Below are 17,753 nucleotides of genomic sequence, written 5' to 3' on the forward strand. Positions count from 1 at the left end.
GGGTCGACGTGTTCAAGGGGCGGTGCGCGCGACGGATGGAACGAGCCGCCACGATAGCGCATCGCGGCGGCTGCGGGCAGCGCGTCGCGGTGGATAAAGACCGATAGCGGCCGTTATGCGGCGTTCAGTGCGTGCCGTCGCCGAGCCCGCTCGCGCGGCGCAACGCGTCGATGTCCACGAGTTCGATCTCGCCGACGTGCAGCCGCACGACGCCGTCGGCCTGCAGCGCCTTCAGCAACTGGTTGGTGGTCTGCCGCGTCAGCGACAGCATCGACGCGAGCGTTTCCTGCGACAGCCGGACGTGCGTGCGCCCGGCGCTGATGCCGCCGTAGCCTTCGGCGATCATCAGCAGTCGCGCGGCGAGCCGCTGCGCGGCCGGCATCACGCTCATCGACTCGACGGTCAGGAAGCTCAGGCGCAGCTTTTGCGCCATCAGCAGCGCGAACTGCCGCCAGTATTGCGGCGTCGTATCGAGGATCGCGAGCAGCGCGGCCTGCGGTACGTGCAGCAGCAGCGCGTCGTCGAGTGCAATGGCGTCGTGCGTGCGCGGCTGGCCGTCGAACAACGCGATCTCGCCGAACCACGTGACGGGTTCGGCCACCGTCAGCAGCGCTTCCTTGCCCTGCGGATCGACCGCACCTATCGTGAGTGAACCGGCCAGTACCGCGTACAGCCCGCACGGCGGGTCGCCGCGCCGGAACAGCGCGTGGCCGGACGGCAGACGGCGCAGCGTCGCGCGGGCGATCAGCTCCGCGCGCAGCGCGGGCGGCAGCGCGGCGAACCACGGGTTCGCTTCGATCTGCGGCAGGTACGGGGCGAGCGAGGAAGGCATGGGCACGCGATGTCGGGTAGCTGACAGAGGTTCTCGGGCGTGACGCGCATCATAGCGCTCAATAACCGATCAGGAGACGCGATGAAGACCCTCGAAGACCATCTTTCCCAGTATGCGGCCTACCATCGCGACGCGCGCAACATCGCGACGCATCTGGTCGGCATCCCGATGATCGTGTTCGCGGTCGAGGTGTTGCTGTCGCGGCCGGCGATCGGGGCGCTGGCCGGCATCGCGTTGTCGCCGGCGCTGCTGCTCGTCGTCGTGTCCGCGGTGTTCTACCTGCGTCTCGACCTGCGGTTCGGGATCGTGATGGCCGTGCTGCTCGCGCTCGGCCTGTGGGCCGCGCAGTCGCTGGCGCGGCTGCCGACCGCGCAGTGGCTCGCGATCGGCGTCGGCGCGTTCGTCGTCGGCTGGATCGTGCAGTTCGTCGGGCACTGGTTCGAAGGCCGCAAGCCCGCGTTCGTCGACGATCTGGTCGGCCTGATCGTCGGGCCGCTGTTCGTCGTCGCCGAGGTCGCGTTCTTCGCGGGGCTGCGCAGCGACGTGCGCCGCGAAGTCGAGCGGCGCGCGGGCCCCGTGCATGGGGGCCCGCATTCGCATGTCTGACGGGCCGGCCGGGCCGGTCTGCGTGTTCGGCGCGGGGGCGCTCGGCTGCTATCTCGGCGGCCGCCTCGCGGCGGGCGGCGCGGATGTGACGCTCGTCGGCCGCGCGCGGATCGGCGACGCGATTCATCGGCACGGGCTCACGCTGACCGATCGGCGCGGCTATCGCGCGGCGCTCGCGCCGGCCGATGTCGGATTCGCGACCGATCCGGCCTCGGCGGCCGACGCACGGCTCGTGCTCGTCGCGGTGAAGTCGGGCGCCACGCGCGAGGCCGCCGCGCAGCTGGCCGGCGTGCTGCGGCCCGGCACCATCGTGATCAGCTTCCAGAACGGCCTGCACCATGCCGACACGCTGCGCGACGCGTTGCCGCAAGCAACCGTGCTGGCCGGCATGGTGCCGTTCAACGTGATCGAGCGCGGGCCCGGCGCGTTTCACCAGGGTTCGGCCGGCACGCTCGCGGCCGAGGCGGCGCCGGCGCTGCAGCCGTTCACCGGCATGTTCGCGCGCGCCGGATTGCCGCTCGTGCTGCATCGCGACATGCGCGCCGTACAGTGGGCGAAGCTGCTGCTCAACCTGAACAATCCGATCAATGCGCTCGCGAACCTGCCGCTGCGCGACGAACTCGCCCAACGCACGTACCGGCGCTGCGTCGCATTGGTCCAGCGCGAGGCGCTGCACTGGCTGGCGCGGGCCGCGCTCCGGCCCGCGCGGTTGACGCCGCTGCCGGCCGCGTGGATCCCGGCCGTGCTCGATCTGCCCGATGCGGCTTTTCGGGTGCTCGGCGGCCGGATGCTGGCGATCGATCCGTTGGCGAGATCGTCGATGTCCGACGATCTCGCGGCGGGCCGCGCGACCGAAGTCGACTGGATCAACGGTGAAATCGTGCGGCTGGCCGGGCGCTTCGGTGCGTCGGCGCCGGTCAATGCGCGACTCTGCGTGCTCGTCCACGACGCTGAAAGCGCGGCGGCGCGCCCGGCGTGGCGAGGCGATGCACTGTGGGCCGATCTGTCCGCGCAGGTGCCGCACGCGGGCCACGTGCCGGCCGGGTAGGCTGGGTAGGCCGGCGTCGCACCATCCGCCGTCGCCACGGGCCGTGCGCAACGGCTAAGATGCGGAGTGCGTCATACGACGCGCCTTTGCGGAGCAATCGCCATGGTGGATCGCCCAACTCTCGATGCCTACGATGCGCATGCGGCGCAATTCGCACAGGACTGGCTCGACCAGGCCGCACCCGACGACATGTACGCGCTGCTCGAACAGCATTTCTCGCCGGGGCTGACCGCCGACGTCGGTTGCGGCGCGGGGCGCGACACGGCCTGGCTCGCGTCGCGCGGCTTCGACGTGCGCGGCTACGACGCGAGCGCCGCGCTGCTCGACGAGGCGCGGCGGCGCCATCGGGGTCTGGTTTTCGAGCTGGCCGCGTTGCCGGCGCTGGCCGGCGTACCGTCCGGCGCGTTTCGCAACGTGCTGTGCGAAACGGTCGTCATGCATCTCGAACAGGCGGACGCAGCCGCGGCCGCCGCGCGGCTGGCCGATCTGCTGATGCCGGGCGGCACGTTGTACCTGAGCTGGCGGGTGGCCGGAAACGGCGTGTTGCGCGACGAGCGCGGCCGCCTCTATACGCCGCTCGACTCGGCGCGGATGCATGCGGCGCTGGGCGCCGGCGTGCACGTGATCGACGAACACGAAGTCGTCAGCGCGTCGTCCGGCAAGCGCGTGCACCGGCTGATCGTGCGCAAGGCGGGCGGCGACGCGTGAACGCGGCGCGCTATCGGGTTCAGTCGCGGTTGAGCGCCGCTTCCCAGTTGATGTCGACGCAGAGCACCTGCATGCCCGTCGCGGCAGGTGCGGCGATCGACGCGGTCACGCACAGGTGCGCCTCGTTGATCGACAGGTAGGGCGGCGTCAGATGCACGCCGCCCGGCGCGCGCATCGCGTCGATGAAATACGGGCGGCGTTCCCAGCTCGCGCCCTCGGAATGCAGCAGCGGCCGGAAGCGCTTCGCGCGTTGCGACACGCTGCCGCGCGCGAGCACGTTGTCGCCGATCTGGCGGCCCGACGCGTCGAGCAGGAAGCAGCGCGCGGTCTCGGGCAGCCCGAGCACGGCGGCGGCCGCATCGGTGAGCGATTCGCCCGCGCCGAGCTTGCGGCTCGCTTCCTCCAGCGCGGCGACGTACGGCGCGAGCCGTTCCGCCTGCGTGCGCTCGCGCTGCGCGACGCGCAGCCGCAGCGCGGCCGACAGCGTATCCATGCAGCCCGCGGCGGCCTGCGGCTGCACGGGATCGACGCTCGGCCCCGCAAAGTACTGGCCCTGCACGAAATCGACGTCGCATTCGAGCGCGATCAGTGCGTCGCGTTCGGTCGTGAGCCCGCCCATCAGCACGAGCTGCCCGGATTCGTGCAGCAGCGACACGAGCCCCGGCAGCACGCGTTCGAGATGCGAGTGCTCGCTCGCCTGCGCGAGGATGCCGCGGTCGAGCGTGACGATGTCGGGATGCAGATGCCATACGCGATCGACGTTCGAATGCTTCGCGCCGAACCCGACGAGCGCGATCAGGAAGCCGGCCTTGCGCAGGCCGTCGATGATCGCCGCATAGCGCGGCGTTTCGCCGCCGGCCTGCTCGGGCACCTCGAGCACCACGCGGTGCGGCGGCAGCCCGAGCGCCTTCAGGTTCGCGAGCAGCGCGTCGCCGTAGATTGTGTCCATCAGCGCGGCCGGATGCAGGCTCAGGAAGAGCCATTCGTCGTGGCTGTCGAACGCGTGGAAGTTACCGAGATGCAGCGATTCGGCGAGCCGGCCGAGCTCGAGCAGGTCGCCGCGCCGCGCCGCCTGCGTGAATACCTCGTGCGACGCCACCTGACGGCTTTCCTCGTCGTGCGCGCGCAGCGACGCGTGATAGCCGATCGCGCGCCGGTGCGACACCGAGAAAACGGGCTGGAACACGCTGAACACCGTGTAGCCGCCGTACAGCACGGTGCGCCGGTTCCCGTCGTCGCCGGCGACCGGGCGGGGCGGCTGAAAGCCGGGGGGATCGATTTCGATCATGCTCATGATGTCGGCCGAAGGAAGATTGCCAGTTTACCCACAGAATAGGCCAGCAAGAAGCATGCACGGCGGGGCGCCGCGCGCGGCCGCTCGTCGCGGCCGGCTCGCGCACGCGCGCCGCGCCGCGTTGCACCGCGATGGTGCGCGCGCGCCCGATTCGGCGCGCACCGCGCGTCACGCGCGCTCGGACGGGTCGGTCTTGCGCGCTGTGCTGCGGATCTCGGGCGCGAGCTGCGCGAAGATCCACGCGGACGCGGCCGTGATGATCCCGACGCAGATGAACGTCGCATGGAACGCCGGCAGCGTGTTGCTCGGCGTCACGGTGCGCAGCATGCCGGTGAACGTCGCGAGCAGCGCGCCGGCGACCGTGACGCCGAGGCTCATCGACAGCATCTGCACGAGCGAGAAGAGGCTGTTGCCGCTGCTCGCGCCGCCGGTGCCGAGATCCTTCAGCGTCAGCGTGTTCATCGCGGTGAACTGCATCGAGTTGAAGCCGCCGAACAGCGCGAGATGCACGACCTTCACCCACACCGGCACCGTGTCGCGCATCAGGGCGAAGCTCGCCATCATCACGCCGACCATGATCGTGTTCGCGAGCAGCACCTTGCGGTAGCCGTGCTGCGTGATCAGGCGCGTGATGATCCGCTTCGAGAACATGCCGGCCGCCGCGACCGGCAGCATCATCAGCCCGGCCTCGAACGCCGAATAGCCGAGGCTCACCTGCAGCAGCAGCGGAATCAGGTACGGCATCGCGCCGCTGCCGATCCGCGCGAACAGATTGCCGAGCAGCCCGACGCTGAACGTGTGGATCTTGAACAACTCCAGCGAGAAGATCGGCTGCGGTGCGCGCACCGCGTACAGCCCGTACGCGACGAAGCACGCGAGGCTCAGGATCAGCAGCACCAGCACGGCCGCGTGCTGCATGCCGAGATCGGCGAGCCCGTCGAGCGACAGCGAGATCGCGACCATCCCGATCGTCAGCAGCAGATAGCCCTTCAGGTCGAAGCGGCCGGCGGCCGGGTTGCGCGAATCGGGCATCGAATAGAAGGTCGCGATGCAGCCCGCGACGCCGACCGGCACGTTGATCAGGAAGATCCAGTGCCACGACGCGATCTTCACGAGCCAGCCGCCGAGCGTCGGCCCGATCAGCGGGCCGATCAGGCCCGGAATCGCGACGAACGACAGCGCGGGCAGGTAGCGCTCGGCCGGGAACGTGCGCAGCACCGCGAGCCGTCCGACCGGCAGCAGCATCGCGCCGCCGACGCCCTGCACGACGCGGAACGCGACGAGCTGCGTCAGCGTATGGGCGTTCGCGCACAGCAGCGAGCCGAGCGAGAACACCAGGATCGCGCTGAAGAACACGCGCCGCGTACCGAACGTATCGGCGAGCCAGCCCGACACGGGGATCATCACCGCCATCGTCAGCGAGTACGCGATCACGACCGATTGCATCCGCAGCGGCGATTCGCCGAGGCTCGCGGCCATCGACGGCAGCGCCGTGTTGACGATCGTCGCGTCGAGCGTCTGCATGAAGAAGCCCGTCGCAACGAGCCAGAGCATCACGGTGAGGTTCTTTTCGCCGGGAGCGGCGGCGGGGGGGCGTTGGAACATGACGGCAGGGGCGGTGGCGCGGGACAGCCGACATTGTAGGGAAAGCCGCCGCGCCGTGCAGTTTGGGGCCGGGATGTCATGCGGCCGCGACCTGCCGTTCCGGCCCGACCGCCGGAAGCCTGTCTCCGTCGGGCGGCCGGTACAGTTCAGCCAAAAGTGTCTGCGGCCGTATCTGTCCGTGTGCGGCAGCTATCCGAAATACTGGTGCCATTGAACCCGTGCGACCAGGAGGCCGTCATGCGCGAACTGCGACTTTACGTGATGGACGGCGACGAGCCGGCGGGACGGTGGCGGATCGTCGATCGCACGCTGCTCGAGGTGGCCGAAGGCGACGTGTGGGTGACCGTCGAGGGTCGGCCCGACGATCACTGGCTGGGCGCGGGCGCCTCGCTGACGTTGCTGCCCGGCACGCGCGCGTGGGTCAGCGCCGGGCCGGGCGGCGCGACGTTCGCGTTCGGCCCGCTCGCGGCGCCAGCCGAGCGCTGCACGTCCGCATGGTGGCGCCCGTTCGCCGCGTGGCGCGGCGGCCGGCGTCACGCGGGTGCGTCGCTGCCGACGTAGCGCGCCCGGGGCCGGATCAGCTTGCCGTCCGCATATTGTTCGAGCGCGTGGGCGATCCAGCCGGCCGTGCGGCCGGCCGCGAACAGGGTGAACGCCGCGCCGTCGGGCAGCGCGAGCGTGCGCTCCAGCACCGCGAGCGCGAAATCGATCGTCGGCCGCAGGCCCGTCGCCGCTTCGACGTGTGCGGCGAGCGCGCGCGCCATGTGCAGCGCTGGGCGGTCGGGTACCGCCGCATGCAGCGCATCGAGCAGCGCCCGCGCGCGCGGGTCGCCGTCGGGATACAGCGGGTGCGCGAAGCCGGACAGGGCCGTGCGGGCGCCGTCCGCGCGTTCGTCGTGCGCCAGCCGCAGCGCCAGGTAGCGATCGAGATCGGCGGCGCGGGCCGCTTCGTCGAGCAGCGTGCCGGCGCGGAACGTCTCGCCGCCGTGGCGCGGTCCCGACAGCGCCGCGAGCCCACCCGAGATCGCGCCGAACAGATGGGTGCCGGTCGACGCGATGCAGCGCACCGCGAAGGTCGACGGATTCAGTTCGTGATCGGCGCACAGCACGAGCGCACGCCGCAGCAGGTCGGCTTCGTCGCGCCGCCGCACGCGCCACGCTGCCGCGAGCTGGCGGTGCACGGGCGCGTCGCCCGGCGCGATGCCGGCGAGCGCGGCCGTCGCGATACGCAGCAGCAGCGCCGCGGCATCGAGCTGGGCGTCGCGCCCCTGCGCCCACCGGCGCGGCAGCGACGCGGCCGCGGCCGGCAGCAGCACCAGTGTCCGTTCGAGCGGCGCGAGATGCGCCCAGCGACGCGCCCAGTCGTCCCACTGCGCCGCGTCGAAACCGGTCGATGCGAGCGACGTGGCGGCCAGCCGCGCGGGCGGACAGTCCCATAGCCGCGCGGCCGTTTCCTCGAGTGTCGCGGCGTCGGCCAGCGCGATCGCATCGGCGCCGCGGTAGCGCAGGCGGCCGTCGGCGATCTGCGTGATCCGCGATTCCAGGACCGGCACGCCCCAGTCGAGCGAGCGTTCGGCGACACCGCCCGCGCGTTTCGCGTCGGCGCGGCGGCGCGCGAGCAGGCGCACCTCGTTCGCGTCGTAGCGGCGGCGCTTGGTGGCGCCATCGGGCAGCGAGCGCAGCAGGCCGCGGCTCACGTACGCGTAGAGGGTGCTCACGCTGACGCCGAGCATGCCGGCGGCTTCCTGCGCACTGACGGATGTCATGCCGGTTGCTCCTGTCGCCGCGCATGAAGCGCGGGCCCGCTACAACTATTCGTTATGTATTGATTCGCGCAATCAAGATTGATCGTGCCTGTCGCGAATTCTAGACTCGATTCCGTCTCCTCAACGGCGTCTCCTTCACCATGACACCCGAATTCGCATTGGCGCATCTTTGGCAACTCGCAGACGGCGAGCGCGACGCGCTGGCCCGCACGACCGTGACCGGGCAGGACCCGACGTTGCCGTCGACGTTTCATGTCGGCACGCTTGCCGCCGCGACGATCGCCGCAGCCGGGCTCGCGGCAGCCGAATGCCATCGGCTGCGAACGGGCGTCGCGCAATCGATCGACGTGTCGGTGCGCGACGCGCTCGTGGCGTTCCGCAGCGAACGCTACCTGCGCGTGGACGACGGGCCGCCGCCGGAATTGCGCCATCCGGTGACCGGCTTCTTCGAGACGGGCGAGGGACGCTGGATTCAGTTGCATGCGAATTTCCCGCATCACCTGCGCGGCATTCTCGGCGTGCTCGGCTGCGGCTCGCAGCCCGCCGACGTGGCCGCGGCGATCCGCACGTGGGACGGCGCGGCACTCGATACCGCGCTGGCCGATGCCGGCCTGTGCGCGGCATTGATCAGAACCCCTGACGAATGGGCGGCTCACGAGCAGGCGCGCGCGATCGCGTCGCTGCCGCTGTTCGAGATCGAGCGGATCGGCGACGCGCCGGCCGAGCCGATCGGCCGCGGCGAAGCCGGCCAGCCGCTGGCCGGCGTGCGCGTGCTCGATCTCACGCGCATCATCGCGGGGCCGGTCGCGGGCCGCACGCTGGCGTCGCACGGCGCGCAGACGCTGCTCGTTAATGGTCCACACCTGCCGAACATCGCGCCGCTCGTGATCGACAACGGGCGCGGCAAGCGCTCGACGTGGATCGATCTGCGCGACGCGGCAGGCGTCGATACGCTGCACGCGCTGGTGCGCGACGCGGACGTGTTTCTGCAGTCGTACCGGCCCGGCGCGCTCTCGGCGCGCGGCTTCTCGCCGCAGGCCCTGGCGGCGCGGCGGCCCGGCGTCGTCTACGTGTCGGTGTCGGCGTACGGGCATGCAGGATCGTGGGCGAAGCGGCGCGGTTTCGACAGCCTCGTGCAGTCGGCGAGCGGAATCGCATGGCAGGAGCAGCAGGCCGCGCGGGCGAGCGGGCCGCGCCATCTGCCGTGCCAGGCGCTCGACCATGCGACGGGGTATCTCGCCGCGTTCGGCGCGATGATCGCGCTCGCACGGCGCGCACGCGAAGGGGGAAGCTGGCACGTGCGGATGTCGCTCGCGCAGACGGGGCGCTGGCTGCAGTCGTTCGGCGCCGTGCCGGACGGGCTGCAGGCGCCCGATCTCGCGCTTGCCGACGTGCGGGACAGGATCGACCGCATCGCGTCGCCGTTCGGCGTGCTCGACACCGTGCGGCCGGCCGAACGGTTGTCGGCGACGCCGCCGTCGTTCGCGCGTCCGCCCGTGCCGCTCGGCACCGACGACGCGCGCTGGCTATGAGGGCCGGCGACGCTCGCTCGCGTTACTTGCGCAGTTCGACGACGAAATCGTAGTAGTCGTTGCGGCAGTAGGTATCGGTCAGTTCGATCGCGCGCTGGTCGGACGTATAGCCGATCCGCGTGATCAGCAGGAGTGCGTCGTGCGGGGCGATACCCATCTGCTCGGCGATCTCGTCGGTCGCGTTGACCGCGCGGAAATGCTGCAGCGCGCGCACGATCGGCGTGCCGCGCGCTTCGAGATAGCTGTACAGCGAGCCGACGATCGCCTGGGGATCGGGAATCAGCGTTGCGGGGAACGTCGAATTCTCGACGGCCATCACGATGCCATCGGCGAGCCGCAGACGTTTCAGGCGTGTAACCGATGCGGCCGGCGACAGTCCGAGCTGGATCACTTCATCGCGGTTCGCCGGCTGAATTTCGCGCGCGAGCCACTGCGAGCTCGGTTTGAAGCCGCGGCGCTCGAGCATTTCGCTGAAGCTCGACAGTCGCGACAGCGGATCCTCGTAGCGTGGCTGGATGAAGTTGCCCGCGCCCTGGGTGCGGCGGATCAAGCCTTGCTCGACGAGCAGCGCGATCGCCTTGCGCGCGGTGATGCGCGACACGCCGAGCGCTTCGGACAACACACGCTCGGAAGGCAGCGCTTCGCCGGCCGTCCAGCGGTTGTCGTGGATCGCATCGCCGAGCTTGCGGGCGAGCTGCAGGTAGAGCGGCGTATCGTTGTCGGGGTCGGGGCGCAGGTCCTGCCAGCGGTCGTCCGTGGGTGCCTTCATACAATGGGTATCGATCAGGTTGCGGCCATTCTAAGTCATCATGCCGCGCCGTTATAGCCGGTTTTTGCCGTGCAATAGGCCGGGGGCGCACCGATTGACTACACTGATGCGTCGTATCCGATGCTTCGGCCGCGGTGTGCGGCCACGAATCCGCAACGAGGAACGCATGACAGACACGATCGCCACGGTCGTTTTGCCGAACGGCGAGACGATTCCGAAGCTGGGCTTGGGCACCTGGGAAATGGGCGAGCGGCCGGCGCGGCGCGCGGACGAGATCGCCGCGCTGCGCGAGGGCGTCGAACTCGGGATGACGCTGGTCGATACGGCCGAGATGTATGGCGACGGCGCGACCGAGGAACTGGTCGGCGACGCGCTCGCGGGCCTGCGCGACGACGTGTTTCTCGTCAGCAAGGTCTATCCGCACCATGCGAGCCGGCGCGGCGTCGTCGCCGCGTGCGACGCGAGCTTGAAGCGCCTGCGTACCGATCGCCTCGACCTGTACCTGCTGCACTGGCGCGGATCGGTGCCGCTCGAGGAAACCGTCGAGGGCTTCGACGCGTTGCAACGTGCGGGCAAGATCCGCCACTGGGGCGTGAGCAACTTCGATACGGCCGACATGGCCGAACTCGTCGACGAGGCGGGCGGCGATGCGTGCGCGACCAACCAGATTCTCTACAACATCGCGCGACGCGGTCCGGAATTCGACCTGCTGCCGTGGCTGGCCGAGCACCGGATTCCGGCGATGGCGTACAGCCCGGTCGATCACGGGCGTCTGCCGAAACACTCGCCGCTCGACGAGATCGCGAGGCTGCGCGGCGTGTCGGTGACGCGCGTCGCACTGGCATGGGTGCTCGCGCAGCCGGGTGTATTCGCGATTCCGAAGGCGTCGCGGATCGAACACGTGCGCGACAACCGCGCCGCGCTCGATTTCGTGTTGAGCGATGACGAGCGCGCGCAGCTTGACGCATATTTCCGTCCGCCGCGCAGCAAGCGCGCGCTCGAGATGCTCTGACCGTATTCGGCCGGGCAACGCTTCGGGTCAGTGGTTGCCGCCGGACGATCCGCCGTTGCCGTGACCGCCGCCATTGCCGTTGCCGGCGCCACGGCCGTTGCCGACGCCATTGGCCCCGCCGTTGCCGGCGCCGCCACTGCCATTGCCGTTGCCGTTGCCACCGCCATTGCCGTGGCCGCCGGTGCCATGAGCGCCGCCGCTGCCGCTGCCGCTGCTTCCGCCGCTCCCGCCGCTCCCGCCGCCGTTGCCCGAGCCACCACTGGCGTTGCCGTGGCCTCCACCGCCGGCACCGCCAGCGCCACCGTTGCCGTTGCCACGACCGTTGGCGCCGCCATTGCCGGCTCCGCCACTGCCGTTGCCATTGCCGTTGCCGCCACCATTCCCGTGACCGCCGGTGCCGTGACCGCCGCCGCCGTCGCCGTGACCGCCGGTGCCGCCGTCGCCATGGCCGCTGCCATTGCCGTGACCACCATCGCCGTCGCCATGACCGCCGCTGCCACCGTCGCCATGGCCGCCGCCATTGCCGTGGCCACCACCGCCGTCGCCATGACCGCCGCTGCCACCGTCGCCATGGCCGCCGCCATTGCCGTGGCCACCACCGCCGTCGCCGTGACCGCCGCCGTCACCGCCGCCATGGCCGTGACCACCATCGCCGTCGCCATGACCACCGCCAGGGCCGTGACCACCGCCATTACCATCGCCGTCGCCGTGACCGCCACCATGGCCGTGACCACCGCCGTCACCATCGCCGTCGCCGTGACCGCCGCCGTGGCCGTGGCCGCCGCCATTACCATCGCCGCCGCCGTGACCGCCGCCATGGCCGTGGCCACCGCCGTCACCATCGCCGTCGCCGTGACCGCCGCCGTGGCCGTGACCACCGCCATCACCATCACCGTCGCCATGACCGCCGCCATGGCCGTGACCGCCGCCATCACCATCGCCGTCGCCATGGCCGCCACCATGACCGTGACCGCCGCCGTCACCATCGCCACCACCACCGTGGCCACCGCCACCCGAAGTGCCGCCACCTGAGGTACCACCACCTGAGGTACCGCCACCTGAGGTACCGCCACCCGAGGTACCGCCACCCGAGGTACCGCCACCCGAGGTACCGCCACCCGAGGTACCGCCACCCGAAGTGCTGCCACCCGAGGTACCGCCACCCGAAGTGCCGCCACCCGAGGTACCGCCACCCGAAGTGCCGCCACCCGAGGTACCGCCGCCCGAAGTGCCACCACCCGAAGTGCCACCACCCGAAGTGCCGCCACCCGAAGTGCCGCCACCTGACCCACCGTTGCCGGACGCATTGCCTCCGCGGCCCGTGCCGCTCGTACTGCCTGACGTTCCACCTGTCGTTCCACCGACACCGGCAGGTCCGACGGCGCCGTTTCCGTTGTTGCCGCCGCTACCGCTGCCATTCCCGTTGCCACTACCCGTGCCACCGCCGTTCCCATTGCCGCTACCGGTACCGCTACCGCTCGCACCGGCACCGCCATTCCCGACGCCGCGGCCGGCAAAAACGTGCACCGCGCACGCAGCCGGATTGGCGGCGCACGGCGATGCGTTCTCGACCAGCGTCATGATGGTGTCCGCGCTGGCATTCGCGTCGGACGCGGCGTCGGGCTTCGTGTTCTGTGCGACGGCATACGAGCAGCAGCACGCAAACGCGGCCGCGGCCAGCAAGGTTGCACGAGGGCGCCGTCCCGCCGCGCGGAACGGTTGTTTCGTCTTATGCATCATGGCCTCCCCATGCGCGCGATGCCTCGTTGTCGCGCGACGATCTACGTGTGGTGCAGGGGGGCGTAAAAGATTCGTTGTCCTATCGTCGGCCGATAGCCTCCGGGCCGGCGCTTGACGCCAGCCGCGGATGCGGATCGGCACGCGGGCCCGCCGTGCGAATCCCTATCAGCGAGATTCGTGCCATCGGCCGCTCGGGCCCGTGGCGAAAGGCGGGGGCCGTCGCGTGATCACGCGTGCAACGTCGTTGGGGAGCGTTTTGTTTCCGGAATGAAACGTAGAGGTGTGTCGTTCAGCGTGCCGGCGCGCCGGCCGCGCGTTGCCAGCGGTGGAACAGGATCGACGCGATCCAGCAGACGAGGAACAGCGCGACGATGCCGTAGCCGATCGACCCGAAGCGTTCGCCGAGCGCATCGAGCGTGTCGCGCACGGGGCCCGTCAGCGACAGCTTGTCGGCCAGCAGGCCGGCCGCCTCGATCCCGCCGATCGCCAGCGCGACGGCCGCCGACACGAACGTGATGCTCGCGTTGTAGAGCAGCTTGCGCCGCGGATCGTCCATCGCCCAGCCGTATGCGTGAATCATCAGGACGTTGTCGGTCGAGTCGATCAGCGTCATGCCGGCGGTGAAAAGCGCGGGGAACAGCATGATCGTATAGACCGGCAGCCCCTGGCTCGCCTGCGCGGCGGCGATCGCGAGCAGGCCGATTTCGGTTGCAGTATCGAAACCGAGCCCGAACAGCACGCCGACCGGATACATGTGCCAGCTCTTCGACACGAACCGGAACAGCGGGCGCAGCAACCGCGATACGAGTCCGGTAGGACGATGATCATGTGCGCCGTCGTGCGTGTGCCCGGATGCACCGCGATAGCGTCGCCACACGTCGCGCAGGATCATCAGGTTCACGCATGCGAGCGCAAGCAGGAACGTGGCCGATACCGCCGTGCCGATCGTGCCGCCGATCTCGCGGAACGCATCGAACCGGTCGCGCAGCGCGAACGCGGTCAGCGCGATGCCGAGCGTCGCGGCGATCACGATCGTCGAATGGCCGAGCGAGAAGAACAGGCCGACGCTCACCGGACGCTGGCCGTCCTGCATCAGCTTGCGCGTCGCGACGTCGATCGCGGCGATGTGATCCGCGTCGACCGCATGCCGCAGCCCGAGCCCGTACGCGATCGCCGCGGTGCCGAGCAGCAGCGGATGGTCGCGCAGCACCGCGAGCGCCCACAGCCAGACGGCGACGTTCGCGGCGATCAGGCCGGCATAGAGAGTCAGCAGGCGGCGCAGGGCAGGGGTGGGAGGCATCGGGCGGTTCCATCTGACGAATCGCCGTCCATTGTGGCACGCGAAAAAAAGCTCGGTGCGCCGACCAACAAGCCGCGAACGCGATGCGCGCCGGATGAAAAAAAGCCCGTCCGGAACCGGACGGGCTTCGCGTGCATGCGCCAGGAAGGGCGCGCGCGGCGCTTACTTCGTCTTCGCGTTGATCACGGCTTCCGACACGTTCGTCGGCGTTTCCGCGTAATGCTTGAACTCCATCGTATACGTCGCACGACCTTGCGTCGCCGAGCGCAGCGACGTCGAATAGCCGAACATCTCCGCGAGCGGCACCTCGGCACGCACCAGCTTGCCGCCGCCGCCCGCGATGTCCTCCATCCCCTGCACGATGCCGCGCCGGCTCGACAGGTCGCCCATCACGTTACCCATGAAGTCCTCGGGCGTCTCGACCTCGACGGCCATCATCGGCTCGAGCAGCACGGGCTTTGCCTTGCGCATCGCTTCCTTGAACGCCATCGAGCCGGCCATGCGGAAGGCGTTTTCGTTCGAGTCGACGTCGTGGTACGAGCCGAACGTCAGCGTGACCTTCACGTCGACAACCGGGTAGCCGGCCAGCACGCCGCTCTTCAGCGTTTCCTGGATCCCCTTGTCGACCGACGGAATGTATTCGCGCGGAATCACGCCGCCCTTGATCGCGTCGACGAACTCGTAGCCCTTGCCGGGGTTCGGCTCGAGCGTGATCACCGCGTGCCCGTACTGGCCGCGGCCGCCCGACTGCTTGACGAACTTGCCCTCGACGTCCTTCGCCGGCGTGCGCACCGTCTCGCGATACGCGACCTGCGGCTTGCCCACCGTCGCTTCCACGCCGAATTCACGCTTCATCCGGTCGACCAGGATTTCGAGGTGGAGCTCGCCCATCCCCGAAATGATCGTCTGCCCCGATTCCTCGTCGGTCTGCACGCGGAACGACGGGTCTTCCTGAGCCAGACGGTTGAGCGCCAGGCCCATCTTTTCCTGGTCGGCCTTCGTCTTCGGCTCGACGGCCTGCGAAATCACCGGCTCCGGGAAAATCATGCGTTCGAGCACGATCGGGTGAGCCGGATCGCACAGCGTGTCGCCCGTGGTCGCTTCCTTCAGGCCGACCGCGGCAGCGATGTCGCCCGCGCGCACTTCCTTGATTTCCTTGCGCTCGTTCGCGTGCATCTGCAGGATCCGGCCGAGCCGCTCCTTCTTGTCCTTCGTCGCGTTGAGCACCGTGTCGCCGGATTCGACCACGCCCGAATACACGCGGAAGAAGATCAACTGGCCGACGAACGGGTCGGTCATGATCTTGAACGCGAGCGCGGAGAACGGGTCTTCGTCATTCGGATGACGTTCCGCCTCCTTGTCGTGCAGGTCGTGGCCGAGGATCGCGGGCACGTCGACCGGCGACGGCAGGTAGTCGATCACCGCGTCGAGCATCGCCTGCACGCCCTTGTTCTTGAACGCGCTGCCGCACAGCATCGGCACGATCTCGTTCGCGATCGTGCGCTTGCGCAGCGCGGCCTTGATTTCGTCCTCGGTCAGCGATTCATGGTCGTGCAGATACTTCTCGAGCAGTTCCTCGCTCGCTTCGGCCGCGGCCTCAACCATCTTCTCGCGCCATTCGTGCGCGAGCTCGACCAGGTTCGCGGGGATGTCCTCGTACGTGAACTTCACGCCCTGGCTTTCGTCGTCCCACACGATCGCCTTCATCTTCACGAGATCGACGACGCCCTGGAAATGATCTTCCGCGCCGATCGGAATCTGGATCGGCACGGCGACGCCTTTCAGGCGCTCGCCGATCTGCTTCTGCACGCGGAAGAAGTCGGCGCCGATCCGGTCCATCTTGTTGACGAACGCGATGCGCGGCACCTTGTACTTGTTCGCCTGGCGCCACACGGTTTCCGATTGCGGCTGCACGCCGCCGACCGAGTCGTAGACCATGCACGCGCCGTCGAGCACGCGCATCGAGCGCTCGACCTCGATCGTGAAGTCGACGTGCCCGGGCGTATCGATGATGTTGATCCGGTGTTCCGGATAGTTGCCGGCCATGCCCTTCCAGAAGGCCGTGGTAGCAGCCGACGTGATCGTGATGCCGCGTTCCTGCTCCTGCTCCATCCAGTCCATCGTGGCCGCGCCGTCGTGCACTTCACCGATCTTGTGGCTCACGCCGGTGTAAAACAGGATGCGCTCGGTCGTCGTGGTCTTGCCGGCATCGATGTGAGCGCTGATCCCGATATTTCGATAGCGCTCGATGGGGGTTTTGCGGGGCACGTGAACCTCCTGGTGGTTCGGATCGTAAGCGGGCCGGCTGGGGCCGACCCGGGCTGAAACAAGCGAGACTTCAAGCATAGCGCTTGCGCGTGGCTTTTGCAGATGCGGCCGGCGCCGGCGGAATCAAGGCGTGCATCGCCGCCGGCGGGCGAAAAAAAGCCGGCGCGCAACGGGCGGCCGGCTTTCGGTCGGTGCGCGGCGCGATGCCGCCGCGCGGGCCGTTGCCGTTATTGGGCCCGCGGCAGGCCGTCGAGCTTCATGCCGGGCTTGATGCCCTTCGCGGCGAACCAGCCCTTGCTCATTTCGAGCGCATAGACGCCGTTGTTGCGCGGACAGTGGTTGTCGGTGGTTTCCGCGCGCATCTCGTCGATGTCGGTGATCGTGCCGTCCGCGCGGATGAACGCGATCGACAGCGGAATCAGCGTGTTCTTCATCCAGAAGCAGTGCACGGCGTTCTCGTTGAAGACGAACAGCATGCCTTCGTTCGGCGCGAGCTGCGAACGGTACATCAGCCCCTGTTCGCGATCGGCGTCGTTGGCGGCGACGGCCGCGTCGATCACATACATGCCGGCGCGCAGCTTCACGCGCGGGAACTCGCTCGGCTGCTTGGCGCCGGGCGGCACTTGCGCGCCGGCGGCCTGCATGCCGAGCGCGAGGACGGCGAGGGCGGCGGGAAACACGGCGGCGCGCGCAAGGCGGCCGAGCGACGAGCGCAGGGAGAATGACACAGCATGGCTCCTGTCTGGAAAACGAGACCCGCATGGTACGCGATGCGCGCCGGCGGGCACAAAAAAGAAAAAGGCAGATCGCCTTGCGGTGATCTGCCTTTCAACGCCGTAAGAACGGCAGAACTGCGTGTTCTTGACTGCGTTATTACAGCTTGCTTACTTAGTTCGAAGCAGCTGCCGGTGCTGCTGCGTCGCTTGCTGCAGCCTTCTTCGATGCCTTGTGGTGCTTCTTGGCAGCGTGGTGCTTCTTGGCAGCGTGCTTGGCCGGTGCCGAAGCAGCTTCTGCTGCTGCCGGAGCAGCTTCCGGAGCCGAAGCTTGTGCGAAAGCAGCCGTTGCGAAGAGGCCAGCGACCAGAGCGGCGATCAGTTTGTTCATGTTGTGTTCCTCAGCTTTAGTTAATTAACCAAATGACCCGGCAATAGGAGTCATGTCGTCTAACGGTGCCATCCACCTTTCGGTTGACAGACGCTTCGAGAAATTTCTCTTTGCGCTGCGGGCGCCGAATCGTATTCGAATAAAACGTCGCTTTCGTGACGCAAACACG

Annotated in this window: 16 protein-coding genes; 7 read left to right on the top strand and 9 right to left on the bottom strand. The window is 69.0% G+C overall.

Annotated elements, in window-relative coordinates:
- Positions 1-124: 124 nt before the first annotated feature.
- On the bottom strand, positions 125-832 hold the full coding sequence (locus C4B30_RS14125; RefSeq protein ID WP_027785230.1) for a Crp/Fnr family transcriptional regulator: 708 nt from the start codon (positions 830-832) through the stop codon (positions 125-127).
- A gap of 81 nt (positions 833-913) precedes the next feature.
- Between C4B30_RS14125 and C4B30_RS14130 the strand changes: the two genes are divergently transcribed.
- The 3 genes from C4B30_RS14130 (at position 914) to C4B30_RS14140 (ending at position 3,194) form a co-directional block, all read left to right on the top strand.
- Positions 914-1,438 carry an Mpo1 family 2-hydroxy fatty acid dioxygenase gene (locus tag C4B30_RS14130; RefSeq protein WP_027785229.1) on the top strand — a complete coding sequence of 175 codons (525 nt, stop codon included), beginning with the start codon at positions 914-916 and terminating at the stop codon, positions 1,436-1,438.
- A complete protein-coding gene (locus C4B30_RS14135) occupies positions 1,431-2,486 on the top strand; it encodes a 2-dehydropantoate 2-reductase (protein WP_027785228.1) in 1,056 nt (351 codons plus the stop codon). Before C4B30_RS14130 ends, C4B30_RS14135 begins: the two co-directional genes overlap by 8 nt.
- 102 nt (positions 2,487-2,588) lie before the next feature.
- On the top strand, positions 2,589-3,194 hold the full coding sequence (locus C4B30_RS14140; RefSeq protein ID WP_027785227.1) for a class I SAM-dependent methyltransferase: 606 nt from the start codon (positions 2,589-2,591) through the stop codon (positions 3,192-3,194).
- Between the two features lie 19 nt (positions 3,195-3,213).
- On the opposite strand, the gene C4B30_RS14145 is transcribed toward C4B30_RS14140, so the two are convergent.
- Positions 3,214-4,488 (bottom strand): EAL domain-containing protein, encoded by a 1,275-nt coding sequence (locus tag C4B30_RS14145; RefSeq protein WP_027785226.1) that lies wholly within the window; start codon positions 4,486-4,488, stop codon positions 3,214-3,216.
- 168 nt (positions 4,489-4,656) lie between these two features.
- Complete coding sequence (mdtD, locus tag C4B30_RS14150) at positions 4,657-6,093, bottom strand: multidrug transporter subunit MdtD (RefSeq protein WP_011694373.1); 1,437 nt, start codon at positions 6,091-6,093, stop codon at positions 4,657-4,659.
- A gap of 237 nt (positions 6,094-6,330) precedes the next feature.
- Here mdtD and C4B30_RS14160 point away from each other — a divergent pair, with 237 nt between their 5' ends.
- Positions 6,331-6,654, top strand: coding sequence for a DUF2917 domain-containing protein (locus C4B30_RS14160; RefSeq protein WP_027785225.1), 324 nt, complete (start codon positions 6,331-6,333; stop codon positions 6,652-6,654).
- Here C4B30_RS14160 and C4B30_RS14165 read toward each other — a convergent pair.
- Positions 6,627-7,859 carry a citrate/2-methylcitrate synthase gene (locus C4B30_RS14165; RefSeq protein ID WP_027785224.1) on the bottom strand — a complete coding sequence of 411 codons (1,233 nt, stop codon included), beginning with the start codon at positions 7,857-7,859 and terminating at the stop codon, positions 6,627-6,629. The two genes, C4B30_RS14160 and C4B30_RS14165, sit on opposite strands and share 28 nt — an antisense overlap.
- Before the next feature lie 140 nt (positions 7,860-7,999).
- Between C4B30_RS14165 and C4B30_RS14170 the strand changes: the two genes are divergently transcribed.
- Positions 8,000-9,391 carry a CoA transferase gene (locus C4B30_RS14170; protein ID WP_027785223.1) on the top strand — a complete coding sequence of 464 codons (1,392 nt, stop codon included), beginning with the start codon at positions 8,000-8,002 and terminating at the stop codon, positions 9,389-9,391.
- A gap of 22 nt (positions 9,392-9,413) precedes the next feature.
- Here C4B30_RS14170 and C4B30_RS14175 read toward each other — a convergent pair whose 3' ends face one another.
- The gene (locus C4B30_RS14175) at positions 9,414-10,160 is read right to left on the bottom strand and encodes a GntR family transcriptional regulator (protein ID WP_006489667.1); all 747 of its coding nucleotides are present in this window, start codon (positions 10,158-10,160) and stop codon (positions 9,414-9,416) included.
- Positions 10,161-10,326: 166 nt separating this feature from the next.
- Here C4B30_RS14175 and C4B30_RS14180 point away from each other — a divergent pair, with 166 nt between their 5' ends.
- Both C4B30_RS14180 and C4B30_RS36055 read left to right on the top strand, forming a co-directional pair.
- Positions 10,327-11,172, top strand: a complete 846-nt coding sequence (locus C4B30_RS14180; protein WP_027785222.1) for an aldo/keto reductase — start codon at positions 10,327-10,329, stop codon at positions 11,170-11,172.
- Between the two features lie 60 nt (positions 11,173-11,232).
- The gene (locus tag C4B30_RS36055; RefSeq protein WP_158683498.1) at positions 11,233-12,204 is read left to right on the top strand and encodes a hypothetical protein; all 972 of its coding nucleotides are present in this window, start codon (positions 11,233-11,235) and stop codon (positions 12,202-12,204) included.
- Positions 12,205-13,201: 997 nt separating this feature from the next.
- Here C4B30_RS36055 and C4B30_RS14190 read toward each other — a convergent pair.
- The 4 genes from C4B30_RS14190 to C4B30_RS14205 all read right to left on the bottom strand — a co-directional run bounded on the left by C4B30_RS14190 (position 13,202) and on the right by C4B30_RS14205 (position 17,584).
- On the bottom strand, positions 13,202-14,212 hold the full coding sequence (locus tag C4B30_RS14190) for a HoxN/HupN/NixA family nickel/cobalt transporter (RefSeq protein ID WP_027785221.1): 1,011 nt from the start codon (positions 14,210-14,212) through the stop codon (positions 13,202-13,204).
- 162 nt (positions 14,213-14,374) lie between these two features.
- Positions 14,375-16,480: an elongation factor G gene (gene fusA / locus C4B30_RS14195; protein WP_027785220.1), complete on the bottom strand. Its 2,106-nt coding sequence runs from the start codon at positions 16,478-16,480 to the stop codon at positions 14,375-14,377.
- Between the two features lie 227 nt (positions 16,481-16,707).
- Entirely contained in the window at positions 16,708-17,208 is a 501-nt protein-coding gene (locus tag C4B30_RS14200) for a DUF192 domain-containing protein (protein ID WP_027785219.1), read from the bottom strand.
- A gap of 160 nt (positions 17,209-17,368) precedes the next feature.
- Complete coding sequence (locus C4B30_RS14205) at positions 17,369-17,584, bottom strand: hypothetical protein (RefSeq protein WP_011352970.1); 216 nt, start codon at positions 17,582-17,584, stop codon at positions 17,369-17,371.
- Between the last annotated feature and the right edge of the window lie 169 nt (positions 17,585-17,753).

Source organism: Burkholderia sp. BE12 (genome assembly GCF_002959955.1).
Taxonomy (GTDB): Bacteria; Pseudomonadota; Gammaproteobacteria; order Burkholderiales; family Burkholderiaceae; genus Burkholderia.